We start from the raw sequence: 18,717 nt of genomic DNA on the forward strand, positions 1-18,717 counted from the left end.
CCCCCGTCGCGGGCGGACCGCGGTCTCCGGCCGTCCCCGCCCGCTACCAGGTCGGGCCGGCGACCTGCCGGGTCGCCACGTTCACCCGGTTGAAGAGGTTGGTCAGGCCCACGTACAGCACGATCGTCGCGAGCTGCTTCTCGTCGTAGTGCTCCGCCGCCGCGTCCCAGACCGTGTCCGGCACCGGGTCCGAACGGTCGTTCAGCCGGGTCACGGCCTCGGCCAGCTCCAATGCCGCGCGCTCCGCTTCGGTGAAGCCGGGGGCGTCCCGCCAGGCGGTGACGGCGTGCAGCTGCTCGTCGGTCAGCCCCGCCTTCTTCGCCCCCGGCAGGCCGCCGACGACGCAGAAGCTGCACCCGTTGATCTGGCTGGCCCGGTGGTGGACGAGGTGCAGCGTGGTCTCCGGTACGCCTCCCTCGTGGACCGCCGCCAGGATCTGCTGGATCGCCGGGTAGACGGTCGGGAAGATCGCGGCCGGGTTCTTGATGCGTGCCTGCATGGTCCCGCTCCTCGGAGTCTGTGGAGTCTGTGCTGTCGTCGCTGTCCTGGGTGCCGGTGGTGCGAGCCGCCCGACACCTGTCCGACAGACCAGGCCGCCGGAGTGTGACATGACTGCCGGATGTTTTTTCGCGGCGCCCCGAGCCGGGCCGTCCCGGCCCGCGCCCCGTCCCCGCCGCCGTTTTCCGGACGGGATTCCGCAGGCGGTATCGGACGCCGCTTCCGCTTTCCCCCCGGGACGGGCCCCCGCGAGGAGGGCCCTTTCGGCCGGGGCGCCCCGACGAGATATCTTGATGTCGAGCAATGTTGCAGACGTGGAGCGGAGCACCGGTGACTGACTCGACCATCATCTATACGCACACCGACGAGGCCCCTGCCCTGGCCACCCACTCGTTCCTGCCGGTGGTCGAGGCCTACGCCTCGACGGCCGGGGTGCGGGTGGAGACCCGGGACATCTCCCTCGCGGGCCGGATCATCGCGAGCTTCCCCGAGCGTCTGGAGGAGAGCCAGCGCATCGACGACGCCCTCGCCGAGCTGGGCGAGCTGGCCAAGACCCCCGGCGCCAACATCATCAAGCTGCCGAACATCTCGGCGTCCATCCCGCAGCTCAAGGCCGCCGTCGCCGAGTTGCAGTCGCAGGGCTACGCGCTGCCGGACTACCCGGACGACCCGAAGACCGACGAGGAGCGCGACATCCGCGCCCGCTACGACAAGGTCAAGGGCAGCGCCGTGAACCCGGTGCTGCGCGAGGGCAACTCCGACCGCCGCGCCCCTGCGTCGGTCAAGAACTACGCCAGGACCCACCCGCACCGCATGGGCGCGTGGACGGCCGACTCCCGGACGAACGTCGCCCACATGACCGGCGACGACTTCCGCTCCACCGAGAAGTCCGTGGTGATCACCGAGGCGGGCTCGCTCCGGATCGAGCTGGCCGGGGACGACGGCAGCACCACCGTGCTGCGCGAGTCCGTCCCGGTCCTCGCCGGCGAGGTCGTCGACGCCTCCGTGCTGCGCGTCGCCGTGCTGCGCGAGTTCCTGGCCGCCCAGGTCGCCCGCGCCAAGGCCGAGGGCGTGCTCTTCTCCGTCCACCTCAAGGCCACCATGATGAAGGTCTCCGACCCGATCATCTTCGGCCATGTGGTCCGCGCCTTCTTCCCGAAGACCTTCGCCGAGCACGGCGCGGCGCTGGCCGCCGCCGGCCTGAGCCCCAACGACGGGCTCGGTGGCATCCTCAAGGGTCTGGACGCCCTCGCCGACGGCGCCGCGATCAAGGCGTCCTTCGACGCCGAGCTGGCCGAGGGGCCGGCGCTCGCGATGGTCGACTCCGACCGGGGCATCACCAACCTGCACGTCCCGAGCGATGTCATCGTGGACGCCTCCATGCCCGCCATGATCCGCACCTCCGGTCACATGTGGGGCCCGGACGGCCAGGAGGCCGACACCGTCGCCGTCATCCCGGACAGCAGCTACGCCGGGGTCTACCAGGCCGTCATCGAGGACTGCCGCGCCCACGGCGCGTACGACCCGTCCACCATGGGCTCGGTCCCCAACGTGGGTCTGATGGCGCAGAAGGCCGAGGAGTACGGCTCCCACGACAAGACCTTCGAGATCGCCGCCGCCGGTACCGTGCGCGTGGTCGACGCCGAGGGCACCGTCCTGCTGGAGCAGCCGGTCGCCGAGGGCGACATCTTCCGCGCCTGCCAGACCAAGGACGCCCCCATCAAGGACTGGGTCAAGCTGGCGGTGACCCGCGCCCGTGCCACCGGCGACCCGGCGGTGTTCTGGCTGGACGGGACCCGCGCCCACGACGCGCGGCTCATCGAGAAGGTGCAGGCGTACCTGCCGGAGTTCGACGCCGAGGGCCTGGACATCCGGATCCTCTCCCCGGTCGAGGCGACGAAGCTGTCCGTCGAGCGCATCCGCCGCGGCGAGAACACCATCTCCGTCACCGGCAACGTCCTGCGTGACTACCTGACCGACCTCTTCCCGATCCTGGAGCTGGGCACCAGCGCCAAGATGCTGTCGGTCGTCCCGCTGATGAACGGCGGCGGGCTGTTCGAGACCGGCGCCGGCGGCTCCGCGCCCAAGCACGTCCAGCAGCTGGTCAAGGAGAACTACCTGCGCTGGGACAGCCTGGGCGAGTTCCTGGCCCTCGCGGTCAGCTTCGAGCACCTGGCCCAGACCACCGGCAACGCCCGCGCCCAGGTACTGGCGGACACCCTCGACCGCGCCACGGCGACCTTCCTCAACGAGGACAAGTCGCCCAGCCGTCGCCTCGGTGGCATCGACAACCGCGGCAGCCACTTCTACCTCGCCCTGTATTGGGCGCAGGAGCTGGCCGGCCAGAGCGACGACGCCGAGCTGGCGCAGTCGTTCACGGAGCTGGCCGCCACGCTCGCGGAGCAGGAGCGGACCATCGTCGACGAGCTGATCGCCGTGCAGGGCGGCCCGGTCGAGATCGGTGGCTACTTCCAGCCCGACGCGGCCAAGGCGTCCGCCGTGATGCGTCCGTCGGCGACGTTCAACGAGGCGCTGGCCAAGCTGGGCTGACGCCCCAAGGCCCGTACCGTCCGCGCCCCCGGGCCGGTGGCATCGTCCCCCGGGCCGGGGGCGCGTCGGCGTGAAAAGCCCTCCGTCAGCGGCGGACGCCCGGAGTGTCCCGCAGCAGCGCCCGCTCCCCGGGGGTCAGCGGCGGCCCGCTCAGCGGCGGCCGCCGGGGCCCCAGCGCCGTCCCCAGCACCGCCGTCGGCCCCATCAGCCGGTGCAGCGGCGCGTGCAACGCGGTGACGTCGGTGAACTTCCGCATCACCAGATAGCTCCCCGCAGCCGTCCGCAGCATCCGGTCCGTGTACCGGGCGGCCAGCCGGTCCACCGAGCCGGGCGGGCCGCCCGTCGCCCCCGGGTAGAAGACGTCCTGCCCGGTCGCCATGGACCACGCGGGCGTCACATGCCGTGCGACGTCGCGCTGGACCCGCCGGGCCAGCCGGGGCGCGGTGATCCCCCCGGCCGCGAGCCGGCCGCGCAGCGCCGCCGCGCCCTGGGCGGCGACCGCCATGCCGTGCCCGTACAGCGGGTTGTAGACGGCGACCGCGTCCCCGAGGACCACGAACCGCTCCGGCCAGATCCTGGCCTTCTCGTAGTAGTGGCGCAGATTGCGGGTGCTGCGGTTGACCGTCACCCCGCTCAGCGGCTCCAGGTCCGCCGTCAGGTCCGCGATGATGGGGTGGCGCAGCGACCGGAGGAACGGTTCGAACTCCTCGGCCGTCCGCCCGGGTTCGCCGCCCCGGGTGCCGGAGGCCGTCACCAGCCACTGGCCGTTCTCGATCGGCAGCAGGTTCGCGCTCTGCCCCGGCCGGCCGCAGCGGGCGTCCGCGCTGACGCTGACGACGGGGAAGCGGCCGGCGCCGGCCGGGGCCCGGAAGCGCCGGCTCGCGTACACCAGACCGGCGTCCACCACCCGTTCGGGCACCGGTCCCGCCCCCAGCTCCGCCAGATGGCGCGGGGTCCGGGAGGAGCGGCCGCTCGCGTCGACCACGAAGTCGGCCTCGACCTTCTCCTCGCTGCCGTCGTTGTGCCGCACGACGACGCCGGTGACCCGCCGGGCGTCGCCCAGCAGGCCCACGACCCGGGCGCCGCCGACGACCGTCACACCCCCGCCGTGTCCGCCGCCGGGTCCGAGCACCCGCCGCCGCACCACCGCGTCCAGCAGGTCCCGGCTACAGGCGATCAGATAGTGGCTGTCGCGCTCCCACCGCCGCATCCAGCCCTGGGAGCTGAGTGCGAGGACGTCCGTCGGTACGGGTATCCGCCGCGCGCCCGCCGCCAGCCAGGCGTCCGTGACACCGGGCAGCAGGGACTCCGCCGCGTCGACCCCGCCGCTCCACAGCAGATGGACGTGGTCGGCCTGGGGGAGTCCCCGGCGGGGCGCGGCCCCGGCGGGCAGCTCGTCCGGCTCCACCACCAGGATCTCCCCGGCCGCCTCCCGCAGCGCCGCCACCGCCAGCATCCCCGCCAGCCCGCCGCCGACGACGACGGCCCGTACCGCCCCCGCGGCCCGTACGGCCGTGGCGGACGCGGGAAACGTATCGGTCTCTGTCATCAACGGCTCTCCCGGTGCGTACGGGCCAACGGTGCGGAACGCATGAGCGGTACGAGCGGAACGCATGAGCGGTACGGGTGCTGCGAGCGGTGCGGGTGTTGCGCGTGCCACGAGCGGTGCGGGTGCTGCGCGTGCCGTGCGCGGAGTCGGCGGCGGCGCGGTCACGAACGGATCCCCGCCCGCTGGAACAGGGACGGCCCGGCCTCCCCCCGGAGCATGCCGTGCAGGGCGAGGGAGACCCGTACGAGGTCGCGGGACTCGTCGCCGAGACCCTCCTGGAGCGCACGGGACGCGGCGATGACGCTGTGCCCGGGATCGGCGCGGAAGGCGTCCAGCGCGGCCACCACCATCGCGGCCTCGGCGCGTGCCTCCGCCTCGGGCGGCGGGATCCCGGCGGCGACCCCCCGGGCCACCGTCCGCGCCCGTACCGCGAAGTCGAAGTACGGGTTCAGGGTGAGCAGCGCGTCATGGATGTCGCGCTCCCGCTGGAGCAGCCGGATCCCGGCGCCCGCGAGCGGCGACGACCGGCCCCGGCCCCCGCCCTGGGCGACGCCCCGCAGCAGCCGCCACAGCGGACCGAGCCGACGGTAGCGGAGCCAGTCCCGCCGGGGGCCTTCGAGCCGCTGCACCACCAGGGGCATCCCGATCCCGAAGGCGATGAAGAAGGAGGCCGCCGAGACCAGCGGACGGGCCGCGTGCGTGCTGAGGCCGTCCCAGTCCTCGCCCGCCCAGCGGGCCCCGAGCGCGGCGAACTTGGCCACGTCGTACAGGACGGTCAGCAGATACCCGTACACCATGAGCAGCAGCCCGGTCCGCAGCACACCGGTGACATCGCGCGACCAGCGCCAGCACAGGAACGTCATCACCAGCGCGGACACCGAGTGGGTCAGCAGATAGAGGACGATCATCTCGCGGATGAAGGGGGTGTCGGCGTAGTACGTGTCGAGGTCGCGCGTGCGCTCGACGGGGGTGTCCCCGAGGGCGAAGAGCGTCAGCAGCGCGACGATGATCAGGCCGTAGGCGGCGAGGCACCAGCGGGTGGCGCGGCTGATGGCCTCGGGGGTGCCGCCGCGCCAGTTGATCAGCAGGACGACGCACGCGCCGCAGAACGCCGTCAGGATCGAGTACACCAGCGGCGCGGCCGCGTTGGGGACGCCCGTGAGCCGGTTGACCGCCTCGATCGTGGGGATCGCCCCGAAGAAGAAGACCCCCGTGGCCGTCGCCAGCAGCACCACGACGGCGCGCAGCATCGGATCGCGGGGGTTGCGCAGCAGCGCGGGCAGCCGCAGCAGGAAGGCGGCGGTGCCCAGGGCGGCGGGGACGTAGAAGCTGAGATCGGACATCTCAGCCCCGGGCGGCTCTGCGCCGTGGCGGCGGCAGGGCGGCAGCGCGGCGAGGGGGTGCTCCCCCCGGCCGTGTGCCCCTCGCCCGGGTGGCGCCGGCGGGGCCGGTGCCGTACTCGGGGTGTATGTGTCGACAGGTGGTCAGCTCTCCGGACACCGTGCTCTCCCCGTAGCGTTCACTGCTCCGCCGTCGGCGAACGGACCTTTCCGGTTTCCCCCGTGACGACCCATCCGGTCCCGTCCTCGCCCCTGCTCGAACATTAGTCCTTGTTCTTGCCGGTCGTCACCGACGTCCGGCGTCCGGGACGGGATCCCATCGGAGCCTGACCAACCGGTCAGTGCCGCCGTACCCCGCCCCTGCCCCGCCCCGGCCCGGCCTCCTCCCCGTCATACCGGAGAGCTACCCCCGGGATGGGCTCTCCAGCGGGACGAGAACGACAGGCACCGCAGCCTAGGTTCGACATCGGACACCCCGACGCACCACCGGCGCACCGGCGCACCGCTTCACCACCGGCGCACCGGACGACACCGCGCGCCGGGGGCCGTCCACCGACCGCCCCCGCCGTGCGACGCCCGCGCACCGGCCACCGGCCACCGGCCACCGGCCACCGGCCACCACGGGCCACCGCCGGACACCCCTGGTACGGAAGGACTCCCGCCATGCCGCACCGCCCCCGCCGCCACCCGCTGCGCGCCCTGCTCGCCGCGCTGCTCACCGCGTCGGTCGCGCTGCCCGTGGCCGCCGCGGCCGGCCCCGCCGCCGTACCCGCACCGGCGCCCGCCCCGCTCACCCCACTGGAGCGTGCGACCCCCGCCGCGCTCGACGCCCGCTACGGCGCCGTCCGCACCGGCATCCGGGCCGCGGAGCGCGCGGCCGCCGGCCACGGCGACCACCGCCGCGCCCGGACCCTGCGGGAACTCGCCGCACCGGAGCGCACCTTCCTCACCTTCGACGGCCGGGACGGCGGCCGCACCGCCGAGGTCGTCGGGGACCTCGCCCGCGCCGAACGCGTCGCCGTCCTCGTCCCCGGCGCCGACACCAGCCTCGACACCTACGGCCGGTTCCACCGGGACGCCGCCGCCCTCGGGCGCGCGCTGCCCGCCCGCTCCGCCGTCGTCGCCTGGCTCGGCTACCGGACCCCCGCCACCGTGAGCCCCGGCACCCTCACCCGCGAGCACGCCGAACGGGGCGCCCCCGCGCTGCGCGCGTTCGTCCGCGACCTGGCCCGCGCCGTGCCGGCCGCCCGGATCTCGCTGGCGTGCCACTCGTACGGCACGGTGGTCTGCGCCTCGGCCGCGCCCGGACTGCCCGCCGCCCATCTGGTGCTGTACGGGAGCCCCGGCACCGGAGCCGACCACAGCGACCAGCTCCGCACCCCGGCCACCGTCTGGGCCGGCCGGGGCGCGGCGGACTGGATCGCCGCCGTCCCCCACACCACCCTCGACCTCCCCTTCGCCACCGTCGGATTCGGCACCGATCCCGTCTCCGGCGCCTTCGGGGCCCGCGTCTTCGACGCCGGCCGCGCCGGGCACGCCGACTACCTCCGGCCCCGCTCCCTCTCGCTCGCCAACATCGCCCGGATCGTCTCCGACCGGAGCCCCCGGCCGGAGTCCCGCGACGTATGACACCGCCCCCCGCACACGGTCCGGCGCGTGACGGAGCGCGCGGGGCGCCGGTGCGATCCGTATGAGGCACCGGTGCGATCCGTGTGATCCGTCCCGCGATGTACGGAGCGGTCCGCCGCGCCGTACCGTGTGATCACTGTGCCGTCCCCCGGGCGGCCACCCGCCCATCATTGTATAAAACTGCGGACCTGCGTATAGTCATGCCATGAATCGGGAGGTGGCCATGACGGTACGGGTGGCGGTGGCGGGTGCCAGTGGGTACGCGGGGGGCGAGGCGGTACGGCTGCTGCTCGGGCACCCCGGGGTCGAGCTGGGCGCGCTGACCGCGCATTCACAGGCGGGGGAGACGCTGGGCACCGTCCAGCCCCATCTCGCGCCGGTCGCCGAGCGCGTCCTGGAGCCGACCACGCCCGAGGCGCTGGCCGGGCACGACGTGGTCTTCCTGGCGCTGCCGCACGGCCAGTCCGCCGCGGTCGCGGAGCGGCTCGGCCCCGATGTGCTCGTCATCGACCTGGGCGCCGACTTCCGGCTGCGGGACGCGGCCGCGTGGGAGCGGTTCTACGGTTCGCCGCACGCCGGGATCTGGCCGTACGGGCTGCCGGAGCTGCCGGGCGCGCGGGACGCGCTCGCGGGCACCCGCCGGATCGCCGTCCCCGGCTGCTATCCGACGGCCGTGTCGCTGGCCCTCTTCCCCGCGCTGGCCGCCGGGCTCGTCGAGCCGGAGATCGTCGTCACCGCCGCGTCGGGCACCTCGGGCGCGGGCAAGGCGGCCAAGCCGCACCTGCTGGGCTCCGAGGTGATGGGCTCGATGAGCCCGTACGGCGTCGGCGGCGGCCACCGGCACACCCCGGAGATCGCGCAGAACCTCTCCGCCGTGGCGGGCGAGCCGGTCTCGGTGTCGTTCACCCCCACGCTCGCGCCGATGCCGCGCGGCATCCTGGCGACCTGCTCGGCCAAGGCCCGGCCGGGGACCGGGGCCGCCGAGGTCCGCGCGGCGTACGAGAAGGCGTACGCGGAGGAGCCGTTCGTGCGGCTGCTGCCGCCGGGCAGCTGGCCCGCGACCGGGGCGGTCACCGGCTCGAACACCGCGCAGGTGCAGGTCGTACTGGACGAGTCGGCGGGCCGGGTGATCGCGATCAGCGCGATCGACAACCTGACCAAGGGCACCGCCGGCGGCGCGATCCAGAGCATGAACCTGGCCCTCGGCCTCCCCGAGACCACCGGTCTGCCCCGGGTCGGCCTCGCGCCCTGAACCGCCGGCCCGCCGGACACCACCGACCGAAGAGAGCAGGAGAGAGAGAAGAGATGACGGTCACGGCCGCGAAGGGGTTCACGGCGGCGGGCATCGCCGCCGGGATCAAGGAGAACGGCAATCCGGACCTGGCCCTGGTGGTCAACGAGGGCCCGCGCCGCGCGGCGGCGGGGGTGTTCACGTCCAACCGGGTCAAGGCGGCGCCGGTGCTCTGGTCGCAGCAGGTGCTGCGCGGCGGCGAGGTCTCGGCGGTCGTCCTCAACTCGGGCGGCGCGAACGCCTGCACCGGCCCCCGGGGCTTCCAGGACACCCACGCCACCGCCGAGCGGGTCGCTGAGGTCCTGGGCCACAGCGCCGCCGAGGTCGCGGTGGCGTCCACCGGGCTGATCGGCACGTACCTCCCGATGGAGAAGCTGCTCCCGGGCATCGGGCGGGCCGCCGGGGAGCTGTCCCCGCACGGCGGCGAGAAGGCCGCCATCGCCATCAAGACCACGGACACCGTGCACAAGACCGCCGTGCGCGAGCGGGACGGCTGGACGGTCGGCGGCATGGCCAAGGGCGCGGGCATGCTCGCCCCCGGCCTCGCCACCATGCTCGTCGTCCTGACCACCGACGCCGACGTGGACGCCGCCGCCCTGGACAAGGCGGTGCGCGAAGCGGTCCGCACCACGTTCGACCGGGTCGACTCCGACGGCTGCATGTCCACCAATGACACCGTGCTGCTGCTGGCCTCCGGGGCGTCCGGCACCGTGCCCGACCACGCCGACTTCACCGAGGCCGTCCGCGAGGTCTGCGACGACCTCGCCCGCCAGCTGATCGGGGACGCCGAGGGCGCGTCCAAGGACATCCGGATCGAGGTCGTGCACGCGGCGAGCGAGGACGACGCGGTCGAGGTCGGCCGCTCCATCGCCCGCAACAACCTCCTCAAGTGCGCCATCCACGGCGAGGACCCCAACTGGGGCCGGGTGCTGTCCGCGATCGGCACCACCTCCGCCGCCTTCGACCCGGACCGGCTCAACGTCGCCATCAACGGGGTCTGGGTCTGCCGCGGCGGCAGCGTCGGTGACGACCGCGACCTCGTCGACATGCGGTTCCGTGAGGTACGGATCACCGCCGACCTCGACGCCGGCACCCACTCCGCCGTCATCTGGGCCAACGACCTCACCGCCGACTACGTCCACGAGAACAGCGCGTACAGCTCATGAGCACATCGACGCGCAAGCACACCGCGCTCCCCAAGGCCCGCATCCTCATCGAGGCCCTGCCCTGGCTGACCCGCCATCACGGCCGGACCGTCGTCATCAAGTTCGGCGGCAACGCCATGGTGGACGAGGAGCTGAAGGCCGCCTTCGCCCAGGACGTCGTCTTCCTCCACCACGCCGGCCTCAAGCCGGTCGTCGTGCACGGCGGCGGCCCCCAGATCAGCGCCCAGCTGGAGCGGCACGGCCTGGTCAGCGAGTTCCGGGCGGGCCTTCGGGTGACCACCGACGAGGCGATGGACGTCGTCCGGATGGTGCTCGCCGGGCAGGTCCAGCGCGAGCTGGTGGGGCTGCTCAACCAGCACGGGCCGCTCGCCGTCGGACTGACCGGCGAGGACGCCCACACGATCACCGCCGTCCGGCACCGCCCGTTCATCGACGGCGAACCGGTCGACATCGGCCGGGTCGGCGAGATCACCAGGATCGACACCGGCGCCGTCACGGCGCTGCTGGAGGACGGCCGCATCCCCGTGGTCTCCTCCATCGCCCGCGCGGAGGACGACGGCCATGTCTACAACGTCAATGCTGATACGGCGGCTGCGGCACTCGCTGCCGCGCTGGGCGCGGAGACGCTCATGGTCCTCACCGACGTCGAAGGGCTCTACGAGGACTGGCCCCACAGCGACGAGGTGATCTCCCGGCTCACCGCGCGGCAGCTGGAGAAGCTGCTGCCCGACCTCTCCAGCGGCATGGTGCCCAAGATGGAGGGGTGCCTGCACGCCGTCCGCAACGGCGTGAACACCGCCCGCGTCATCGACGGCCGGGTACCGCACTCGATCCTGCTGGAGATCTTCACCGATGACGGTGTGGGCACGATGGTCGTGCCGGACGCGCCGTCCGAATCCGAGGGGACGTCATGACCAACCAGGAGATCGCCCGGCGCTGGCAGGGCGTGATGATGGACAGCTACGGCACCCCCGAGCTCTCCCTCGTCCGCGGCGAGGGCGCGACCCTGTGGGACGCCGACGGCACCACGTACACCGACTTCGTCAGCGGTCTCGCGGTGAACGCGCTGGGCCACGGCCACCCCGCCGTGGTCGAGGCCGTCACCCGGCAGATCGCCTCCCTGGGCCATGTCTCCAACCTGTACACCGCCGAGCCGACGGTCGCCCTCGCGGAACGGCTGATCGAGCTGGCCGGACGGCCCGGCCGGGTCTTCTTCTGCAACTCCGGCGCCGAGGCCAACGAGACCGCCTTCAAGATCGGCCGGCTGACGGGCCGGCCGGGGATCGTCGCCGCGCAGGGCGGCTTCCACGGCCGCACCATGGGCGCGCTCGCCCTCACCGGCCAGCCCGCCAAGCAGACGCCGTTCCTGCCGCTGCCGGGCGAGGTCACCCATGTGCCGTACGGGGACGTCGAGGCGCTGCGGGCCGCCGTCACCACCGACACCGCCCTCGTGGTCCTGGAACCGCTCCAGGGCGAGAGCGGTGTGATCATGCCGCCCAAGGGGTATCTGCGGGCGGCCCGCGAGATCACCGAGGCGACCGGGACCCTGCTCGTCCTGGACGAGGTGCAGACCGGCATCGGGCGCACGGGCCACTGGTTCGCCGCCCAGGGCGAGGGCGTCGAGGCCGATGTCGTCACCCTGGCCAAGGGCCTCGGCGGCGGGCTGCCGCTGGGCGCGGCCATCGCCTTCGGGCCGGCGGCGGAGCTGATGCGGGCCGGTCACCACGCCTCCACCTTCGGCGGCAACCCCGTGGCCTGCGCGGCGGGACTCGCCGTCCTCGCGACCATCGAGGCCGACGGGCTGCTCGACCGGGTCAAGCGCCTGGGGGAGCGGATCCGGGACGGCGTGGAGGGCCTCGGGGACGGCGCCGGGCACCCGCTGGTCTCCCATGTCCGTGGCGCGGGCCTGATGCTGGGTATCGTGCTCAACGAGCCCGTTGCGCCGCAGGTGCGGATCGCGGCCCAGAGCGCCGGCTTCCTGGTGAACGCCCCGGCCCCCGACGTCGTACGGCTGATTCCGCCGCTGGTCGTCGGTGAGGCCGAGGTGGACGCGTTCCTCCAGGCCCTGCCCGGACTGCTCGACGCGGCCCGCCCGCGGGACAGGGATGGACATACCGGAGAATGAGACGACGATGACCGAGGCGCATGCCCCCGACGCCGCGGGCCCCGCGGTACCGCAGACCCGCATGGCCCGCCACCGCCGGATCGTGGACATCCTCAACCGCCAGCCGGTGCGCTCGCAGAGCCAGCTGGCCAAGCTCCTCGCGGACAACGGGCTGAGCGTCACCCAGGCGACGCTCTCCCGGGACCTCGACGAGCTGGGCGCGGTGAAGATCCGCAACACCAACGGTGAGCTGATCTACGCGGTCCCCAGCGAGGGCGGTTTCCGCACCCCGCAGGCGCCGCTGGGGGAGTCGGCGAAGGAGGAGCGGATGCGCCGGCTCTCCGGGGAGCTGCTGATCTCCGCGGAGGCGTCCGCCAATCTGGTGGTGCTGCGCACGCCCCCGGGCGCGGCGCAGTTCCTCGCCTCGGCCATCGACCAGGCAGAGCTGCACGACATCCTCGGCACCATCGCCGGGGACGACACCCTGCTGCTGATCAGCAGGAGCCCCACGGGCGGGCAGGCGCTGGCCGACCATCTGCTGCGGCTGGCACAGAACGACCGCTGACCCGGACACCGCCCCACAGGCACGCAAGAGAGAGGCCCCCGGCTCGACCAGAGCCGGGGGCCTCGCTCGCGTGCCGGCGGGCTTTTCAGGGCCGTACGCGCCGATCACCGGAGACTCATTGACGAAACATGCGGGCGAGTGCATACTTATTCCATCACCGCATGCATCGTAAGGAGAATCCCGTGACCGAGCGCGTCGTACTCGCCTACTCGGGCGGTCTGGACACCTCCGTCGCCATCGGCTGGATCGCCGAGGAGACGGGCGCCGAGGTCATCGCCGTCGCCGTGGACGTCGGCCAGGGCGGCGAGGACCTGGACGTGATCCGCAAGCGCGCGCTCGCCTGCGGTGCCGTCGAGGCCGAGGTGGCCGACGCGAAGGACGAGTTCGCCGACGAGTACTGCCTCCCGGCGATCAAGGCCAACGCCATGTACATGGACCGGTACCCGCTGGTCTCCGCGCTCTCCCGGCCCGCGATCGTCAAGCACCTGGTCGCCGCCGCCCAGAAGCACGGCGCCACCACGGTCGCCCACGGCTGCACCGGCAAGGGCAACGACCAGGTCCGCTTCGAGGCCGGCATCCAGGCCCTCGGCCCCGACCTCAAGTGCATCGCCCCGGTCCGTGACTACGCGATGACCCGGGACAAGGCGATCGCCTTCTGCGAGGCCAAGCAGCTCCCGATCGCCACCACCAAGAAGTCCCCGTACTCCATCGACCAGAACGTCTTCGGCCGGGCCATCGAGACCGGCTTCCTGGAGGACATCTGGAACGCGCCGATCGAGGACATCTACGAGTACACCTCCAACCCCGCCGAGCCCCGCGAGGCCGACGAGGTCGTCATCTCCTTCAAGGAGGGCGTCCCGGTCGCCATCGACGGCCGCCCGGTCACCGTCCTCCAGGCGATCCAGCAGCTCAACGAGCGCGCCGGCGCCCAGGGCATCGGCCGGATCGACATGGTCGAGGACCGTCTCGTCGGCATCAAGTCCCGTGAGGTGTACGAGGCCCCGGGCGCGATCGCGCTGATCACCGCCCACCAGGAGCTGGAGAACGTCACCGTCGAGCGCGAGCTGGCCCGCTACAAGCGGCAGGTCGAGCAGCGCTGGGGCGAGCTGGTCTACGACGGCCTGTGGTTCTCCCCGCTCAAGCGCGCCCTGGACGGCTTCATCCAGGAGGCCAACCAGCACGTCACCGGCGACATCCGGATGACCCTGCACGCCGGCCGGGCCGTGGTCACCGGGCGGAAGTCCGAGCAGTCGCTGTACGACTTCAACCTGGCGACGTACGACACCGGCGACACCTTCGACCAGTCCAAGGCGCAGGGCTTCATCGACATCTTCGCCCTCTCCGCGAAGATCGCCGCCAAGCGCGACCTGGTCTGACCCGTACCGTCGCACCTTTCCGCCGCCTCCCCGCCACCCGCCCGTGGCGGGGAGGCGGCCGCACACCCACCCTCCGAGGAGCAACAGCAGTGAGCAGCAACAACGGTGATGTCCGGCTCTGGGGCGGACGGTTCGCCGACGGTCCCGCCGAGGCGCTGGCGAAGCTCTCCGCCTCCGTGCACTTCGACTGGCGGCTCGCGCCGTACGACATCGCCGGGTCCCGCGCCCACGCCCGGGTGCTCCACCGGGCCGGACTCCTCGACGAGGACGAGCTGACGCGGATGCTGGACGGTCTGGACCGGCTGGCGGCCGATGTCGCCGACGGCTCCTTCACCGGGACCATCGCCGACGAGGACGTCCACACCGCCCTGGAGCGGGGCCTCCTGGAGCGCCTCGGCCCCGACCTCGGCGGCAAGCTGCGGGCCGGCCGCTCCCGCAACGACCAGGTGGCGACCCTCTTCCGGATGTATCTGCGCGACCACGCCCGGATCATCGGCGCGCTGCTCGCCGGGCTCCAGGACGCCCTGGTGGGCCTGGCCGAGGCCCACCCGGACGTGGCCATGCCGGGCCGTACGCACCTCCAGCACGCGCAGCCGGTGCTCTTCTCCCACCATGTCCTCGCGCATGTGCAGGCGTTCGCCCGGGACGCCGAGCGGCTGCGCCAGTGGGACACGCGCACGGCCGTGTCGCCCTACGGCTCCGGGGCGCTCGCGGGCTCCTCGCTCGGGCTCGACCCCGAGGCCGTCGCCGCCGACCTCGGCTTCGAGGGCGGTTCCGCCGCCAACTCCATCGACGGCACGGCCTCGCGGGACTTCGTGGCCGAGTTCGCCTTCATCACCGCGATGATCGGCGTCGACCTCTCCCGGCTCGCGGAGGAGGTCATCATCTGGAACACGAAGGAGTTCTCCTTCGTCACCCTGCACGACGCCTTCTCCACCGGGTCGTCGATCATGCCGCAGAAGAAGAACCCCGACATCGCGGAGCTGGCGCGCGGCAAGTCCGGGCGGCTGATCGGCAATCTGACCGGTCTCCTCGCGACCCTGAAGGCGCTGCCGCTCGCGTACAACCGCGACCTCCAGGAGGACAAGGAGCCCGTCTTCGACTCCTGCGACCAGCTGGAGGTGCTGCTGCCCGCCTTCACCGGGATGATGGCCACGCTCACCGTGCACCGGGAGCGGATGGAGGAGCTGGCCCCTGCGGGCTTCTCGCTCGCCACCGACATCGCGGAGTGGCTGGTCCGCCAGGGGGTCCCGTTCCGGGTCGCGCACGACGTGGCGGGCTCCTGCGTCAAGGAGTGCGAGCGGTCGGGCATCGAGCTGCACCAGCTCACCGACGACCAGTTCGCGGCGATCTCCGAGCATCTGACGCCCGAGGTGCGCTCGGTGCTGAGCGTGCGGGGCGCGCTGGCCTCCCGGGACGGGCGGGGCGGTACGGCTCCCTCCGCCGTGGCGGTCCAGCTCGCCGAGGTCAAGGAGGACCTGGCGCTTCAGCACGCCTGGGCGGCCGCCCGCGGCTGACCTCCGTTCCCGACACACGTGTGTGCCGTCGTCCCCCGCTGAAGCAGCGGGCGGGCGGCGGCATGCGGCGTTCTGGGCCCCCGCGCAGGGGGCCGAGATAATTAATGAGACAACAATGTCTCAAATGGTCTACCCTTGTCTCATGACCGTTGATCGTGAGCAGGTGCTGCGCGCCGCCGCAGCCCTCCTTTCCCGCAAGGCCACCGCGACCATGGGCGAGGTCGCCCAGGCCGCCGGCATCGGCCGCGCCACCCTGCACCGGCACTTCGCCGGGCGGGACGCGCTGGTGCGGGCGCTGGAGGAGCTGGGCCTGCGGGAGCTGGAGGCCGCCGTGGCGGCAGCCGGGCCCGAGGAGGGCGACCCGGTGGCGGCGCTGCGCCGGCTCGTCGCCGCGACCGCGCCCGTCGCCCCCCTGCTGACCTTCCTCATCACCGAGAACCAGCTCTTCGAGGGCGAGGAGCAGATGAACGAGGGCTGGGACCGCGTCGACGCGATCATCTGCGCCCTCTTCCGCCGGGGCCAGGAGGAGGGCGTCTTCCGGGTCGACCTCACCGCCACCTGGCTCACGGACGCGCTGTACGGACTGATCAGCGCGGGCGCCTGGGCCGTCCAGGCCGGGCGCGTCGCCACCAAGGACTACCCCTACATGATCGCCGAGCTGGTGCTCGGCGGCTGCACACGACGGAGCGTGGAAGTATGACCGGCACCGATCTCAAGGTGGCGGAGACCGTACGGGCACCCGGACGCTGGCTCGCCCTGTCCGTGCTGGTGCTGGCCGTCCTGCTGGTCGCGGTGGATGCCACCGTGCTCGCCCTGGCGACGCCGTTCGTCACCGAGGACCTGAAGCCCTCCGGCACCCAGCTGCTGTGGATCGGCGACGTCTACTCCTTCGTCATCGCCGGTCTGCTGATCTCCATGGGCAGCCTCGGCGACCGCATCGGCCGCAAGAAGCTGCTGCTGATCGGCGCCGTCGCCTTCGGCGGCGTCTCCGTGCTCAACGCCTACGCGACCAGCCCCGAGATGATGATCGTGGCGCGGGCGCTGCTCGGTGTGGCCGGAGCGACCCTGATGCCGTCCACGCTGGCCCTGATCCGCAACATCTTCCACGACCCGCGCGAGCGCAGTGTCGCCGTCGGCATCTGGGGAGCGGCGGCCTCCGCCGGCGCGGCGGTCGGCCCCGTCGTCGGCGGCGCGCTGCTCGAACACTTCTGGTGGGGCTCGGTCTTCCTGATCAACCTGCCGGTGATGGCCGTCCTGGTCGTCGTGGGCGCCAAGCTGCTCCCCGAGTCCCGCAACCCCGCACCGGGCCCGTGGGACCTCATCAGCGTCGCGCTCTCCCTCGTCGGCATGATCTCCCTGGTCTACGCGATCAAGGAGCTGGCGGTGCACGGCCCGAGCATGGGGGCCGCCGCCGCGGGTGCCCTGGGCGCCGGCGCGCTGTTCTGGTTCGTCCGCAGGCAGCTCACCCTGCCCGCGCCGCTGCTGAACGTACGGCTCTTCCAGAACCGGGGCTTCTCCGGCGCGGTGCTGGCGGATCTGCTGACCATCCTCGGCCTCTCCGGGCTGATCTTCTTCCTGTCGCAGTTCCTCCAGCTGGTCCAGGGGCGCTCGCCGCTGGAGGCCGGGCTGATCGAGCTGCCGTCCGCGATCGGCGCCGTGATCTCCGGTCTGCTCGCCGGGAACCTGGCCCGCCGGGCCTCCGTGCGCGGGACCGTCTCCACCGGTCTGGCCGCCGTCGGTCTCGCGCTGGGCTCCTGTGTGCTGCTGACCGCCCAGACGGGGCCGGTGCCGATGGGCATCGCGCTCTTCCTCGGCGGCCTGGGCGCCGGTCTCGCCTTCACGGTGACCGCCGACGTCATCCTCTCCAGCGTCCCCAAGGAGCAGGCGGGAGCGGCGTCCGCCGTCTCGGAGACCGCCTACGAGCTGGGCGCAGCCCTCGGCATCGCCCTGCTGGGCTCGGTCGTCACCGGCGTCTACCGGGGCTTCACCGTGCCCGCCGGCGTGGACGAGGGGACGGCGCAGGCCGCCCGCGAGTCGCTGGGCGGCGCGGTGGAGGCGGCGGGCACCCTCCCCGCCGACCAGGGCGCGGCCCTGCTGGCATCCGCCCGGGACGCCTTCGCCGACGGCTTCCACATCGCCGGGGCCGCCGGTTCGGTGGTGCTGCTGCTCACCGCCCTGGCCGCCTGGTTCCTGCTGAAGGGCCAGCGGCTGGAGGACGGCATCGAGCACCCCTGAGGGGCTGCTCCCCGGACAGGGCGCGGGGCCGGATCTGTCATGGATCCGGCCCCGTGTTCGTACGGTGTCGTGGGACGCGCCCGGTTGACGGGCTCTCAGGCCGCCTTGGCCTTGGTGGCGTACATGTCCACGTACTCCTGCCCGGAGAGCCGCATCACCTCGGTCATCACCGAGTCGGTCACCGCCCGCAGCACATAGCGGTCGCGGTCCATCCCCTCGTACCGGGAGAACTCCATCGGGGCGCCGAACCGCACCGTCACCCGGCCCGGCCGGGGCAGGCCCGTGCCGCCCGGCTGGAGCTTGTCGGTGCCGATCACGGCGAACGGCACCACCGGGGCGCCGGTCATCAGGGTGAGCCGGGCGATCCCGGTCCGCCCCCGGTAGAGCCGCCCGTCGGGGGATCGGGTGCCCTCCGGGTAGATGCCGAAGACCTGCCCGTCCTCCAGGATCCGCCGCCCCGTCATCAGCGCCGCCACTCCGCCGTTGGCGCCGTCGCGGTCCACCGGGATCATGCCGACGCCCGTGAAGAACCAGGCCATGACGCGCCCCTTGAGCCCCTTGCCCGTCACGTACTCGTCCTTGCCGATGAAGTACACCGGGCGGGAGCAGACCAGCGGGAGGATCATCGAATCGATGAAGGTCAGATGATTCCCGGCCAGAATGACGGGACCGGTCCCCGGGATGTTCTCCGCGCCCTCCACACGGGACCGGAACATCAGACGCAGGAACGGTCCTAGGACGGCCTTGATGAGCGACAAGCGGGACAACGGATCCTCCGTGTCGAGTGCGGACGGCTGCGGTGGGCGGCCGGCGCGGTCGCCGCGACCCTTTGTACCGGAACCCGGTTGAGGATCCGCTGAGTCCGCGCAGGTGAGGACGATACTCGTGGACCGGGCC

The 18,717-nt window shown here is 72.9% G+C and carries 15 protein-coding genes; 11 read left to right on the forward strand and 4 right to left on the reverse strand.

From position 1 onward, the window contains the following. Window positions 1–43: 43 nt before the first annotated feature. On the reverse strand, window positions 44–499 hold the full coding sequence (locus SYYSPA8_RS18620) for a carboxymuconolactone decarboxylase family protein (protein ID WP_323448339.1): 456 nt from the start codon (window positions 497–499) through the stop codon (window positions 44–46). 329 nt (window positions 500–828) lie between these two features. Between SYYSPA8_RS18620 and SYYSPA8_RS18625 the strand changes: the two genes are divergently transcribed. Beyond that, on the forward strand, window positions 829–3,048 hold the full coding sequence (locus SYYSPA8_RS18625) for an NADP-dependent isocitrate dehydrogenase (RefSeq protein WP_323448340.1): 2,220 nt from the start codon (window positions 829–831) through the stop codon (window positions 3,046–3,048). An 85-nt stretch (window positions 3,049–3,133) separates the two neighbouring features. On the opposite strand, the gene SYYSPA8_RS18630 is transcribed toward SYYSPA8_RS18625, so the two are convergent. After that, window positions 3,134–4,597, reverse strand: a complete 1,464-nt coding sequence (locus tag SYYSPA8_RS18630; RefSeq protein WP_323448341.1) for an FAD-dependent monooxygenase — start codon at window positions 4,595–4,597, stop codon at window positions 3,134–3,136. Between the two features lie 161 nt (window positions 4,598–4,758). Continuing rightward, window positions 4,759–5,940, reverse strand: a complete 1,182-nt coding sequence (locus SYYSPA8_RS18635; RefSeq protein ID WP_323448342.1) for an MAB_1171c family putative transporter — start codon at window positions 5,938–5,940, stop codon at window positions 4,759–4,761. Window positions 5,941–6,600: 660 nt separating this feature from the next. Between SYYSPA8_RS18635 and SYYSPA8_RS18640 the strand changes: the two genes are divergently transcribed. From SYYSPA8_RS18640 to SYYSPA8_RS18685, 10 genes are all read left to right on the forward strand, one after another. Further along, window positions 6,601–7,566 (forward strand): alpha/beta hydrolase, encoded by a 966-nt coding sequence (locus tag SYYSPA8_RS18640; RefSeq protein ID WP_323448343.1) that lies wholly within the window; start codon window positions 6,601–6,603, stop codon window positions 7,564–7,566. A 223-nt stretch (window positions 7,567–7,789) separates the two neighbouring features. Further along, window positions 7,790–8,818 carry an N-acetyl-gamma-glutamyl-phosphate reductase gene (gene argC, locus SYYSPA8_RS18645; protein ID WP_323448514.1) on the forward strand — a complete coding sequence of 343 codons (1,029 nt, stop codon included), beginning with the start codon at window positions 7,790–7,792 and terminating at the stop codon, window positions 8,816–8,818. 53 nt (window positions 8,819–8,871) lie between these two features. After that, window positions 8,872–10,023, forward strand: a complete 1,152-nt coding sequence (gene argJ, locus SYYSPA8_RS18650; RefSeq protein WP_323448344.1) for a bifunctional glutamate N-acetyltransferase/amino-acid acetyltransferase ArgJ — start codon at window positions 8,872–8,874, stop codon at window positions 10,021–10,023. Continuing rightward, the gene (gene argB, locus SYYSPA8_RS18655; protein ID WP_323448345.1) at window positions 10,020–10,937 is read left to right on the forward strand and encodes an acetylglutamate kinase; all 918 of its coding nucleotides are present in this window, start codon (window positions 10,020–10,022) and stop codon (window positions 10,935–10,937) included. Before argJ ends, argB begins: the two co-directional genes overlap by 4 nt. Then, window positions 10,934–12,148: an acetylornithine transaminase gene (locus tag SYYSPA8_RS18660; protein WP_323448346.1), complete on the forward strand. Its 1,215-nt coding sequence runs from the start codon at window positions 10,934–10,936 to the stop codon at window positions 12,146–12,148. Before argB ends, SYYSPA8_RS18660 begins: the two co-directional genes overlap by 4 nt. Window positions 12,149–12,155: 7 nt before the next feature. Next, on the forward strand, window positions 12,156–12,692 hold the full coding sequence (locus tag SYYSPA8_RS18665) for an arginine repressor (protein ID WP_323448347.1): 537 nt from the start codon (window positions 12,156–12,158) through the stop codon (window positions 12,690–12,692). Between the two features lie 182 nt (window positions 12,693–12,874). Beyond that, window positions 12,875–14,068, forward strand: coding sequence for an argininosuccinate synthase (locus SYYSPA8_RS18670; protein WP_323448348.1), 1,194 nt, complete (start codon window positions 12,875–12,877; stop codon window positions 14,066–14,068). A gap of 89 nt (window positions 14,069–14,157) precedes the next feature. Then, on the forward strand, window positions 14,158–15,585 hold the full coding sequence (argH, locus tag SYYSPA8_RS18675; RefSeq protein ID WP_323448349.1) for an argininosuccinate lyase: 1,428 nt from the start codon (window positions 14,158–14,160) through the stop codon (window positions 15,583–15,585). A gap of 142 nt (window positions 15,586–15,727) precedes the next feature. Beyond that, entirely contained in the window at window positions 15,728–16,285 is a 558-nt protein-coding gene (locus SYYSPA8_RS18680; protein ID WP_323448350.1) for a TetR/AcrR family transcriptional regulator, read from the forward strand. Beyond that, entirely contained in the window at window positions 16,282–17,820 is a 1,539-nt protein-coding gene (locus tag SYYSPA8_RS18685) for an MFS transporter (RefSeq protein ID WP_323448351.1), read from the forward strand. Before SYYSPA8_RS18680 ends, SYYSPA8_RS18685 begins: the two co-directional genes overlap by 4 nt. Before the next feature lie 95 nt (window positions 17,821–17,915). On the opposite strand, the gene SYYSPA8_RS18690 is transcribed toward SYYSPA8_RS18685, so the two are convergent. Beyond that, window positions 17,916–18,587, reverse strand: coding sequence for a lysophospholipid acyltransferase family protein (locus SYYSPA8_RS18690; RefSeq protein WP_407706028.1), 672 nt, complete (start codon window positions 18,585–18,587; stop codon window positions 17,916–17,918). Window positions 18,588–18,717 lie beyond the last annotated feature (130 nt).

Source organism: Streptomyces yaizuensis (assembly GCF_034961445.1).
GTDB lineage: Bacteria > Actinomycetota > Actinomycetes > Streptomycetales > Streptomycetaceae > Streptomyces > Streptomyces yaizuensis.

Bases quoted from the DNA above. Each gene is read 5' to 3' on its own strand.
- SYYSPA8_RS18685 (WP_323448351.1), top strand. From the start codon at position 16,282: ATGACCGGCACCGATCTCAAGGTGGCGGAGACCGTACGGGCACCCGGA.
- argC (WP_323448514.1), top strand. From the start codon at position 7,790: ATGACGGTACGGGTGGCGGTGGCGGGTGCCAGTGGGTACGCGGGGGGC.
- SYYSPA8_RS18630 (WP_323448341.1), bottom strand. From the start codon at position 4,597: ATGACAGAGACCGATACGTTTCCCGCGTCCGCCACGGCCGTACGGGCC.
- SYYSPA8_RS18640 (WP_323448343.1), top strand. From the start codon at position 6,601: ATGCCGCACCGCCCCCGCCGCCACCCGCTGCGCGCCCTGCTCGCCGCG.
- SYYSPA8_RS18680 (WP_323448350.1), top strand. From the start codon at position 15,728: ATGACCGTTGATCGTGAGCAGGTGCTGCGCGCCGCCGCAGCCCTCCTT.
- SYYSPA8_RS18660 (WP_323448346.1), top strand. From the start codon at position 10,934: ATGACCAACCAGGAGATCGCCCGGCGCTGGCAGGGCGTGATGATGGAC.
- argB (WP_323448345.1), top strand. From the start codon at position 10,020: ATGAGCACATCGACGCGCAAGCACACCGCGCTCCCCAAGGCCCGCATC.
- SYYSPA8_RS18665 (WP_323448347.1), top strand. From the start codon at position 12,156: ATGACCGAGGCGCATGCCCCCGACGCCGCGGGCCCCGCGGTACCGCAG.
- SYYSPA8_RS18635 (WP_323448342.1), bottom strand. From the start codon at position 5,940: ATGTCCGATCTCAGCTTCTACGTCCCCGCCGCCCTGGGCACCGCCGCC.
- argJ (WP_323448344.1), top strand. From the start codon at position 8,872: ATGACGGTCACGGCCGCGAAGGGGTTCACGGCGGCGGGCATCGCCGCC.
- SYYSPA8_RS18620 (WP_323448339.1), bottom strand. From the start codon at position 499: ATGCAGGCACGCATCAAGAACCCGGCCGCGATCTTCCCGACCGTCTAC.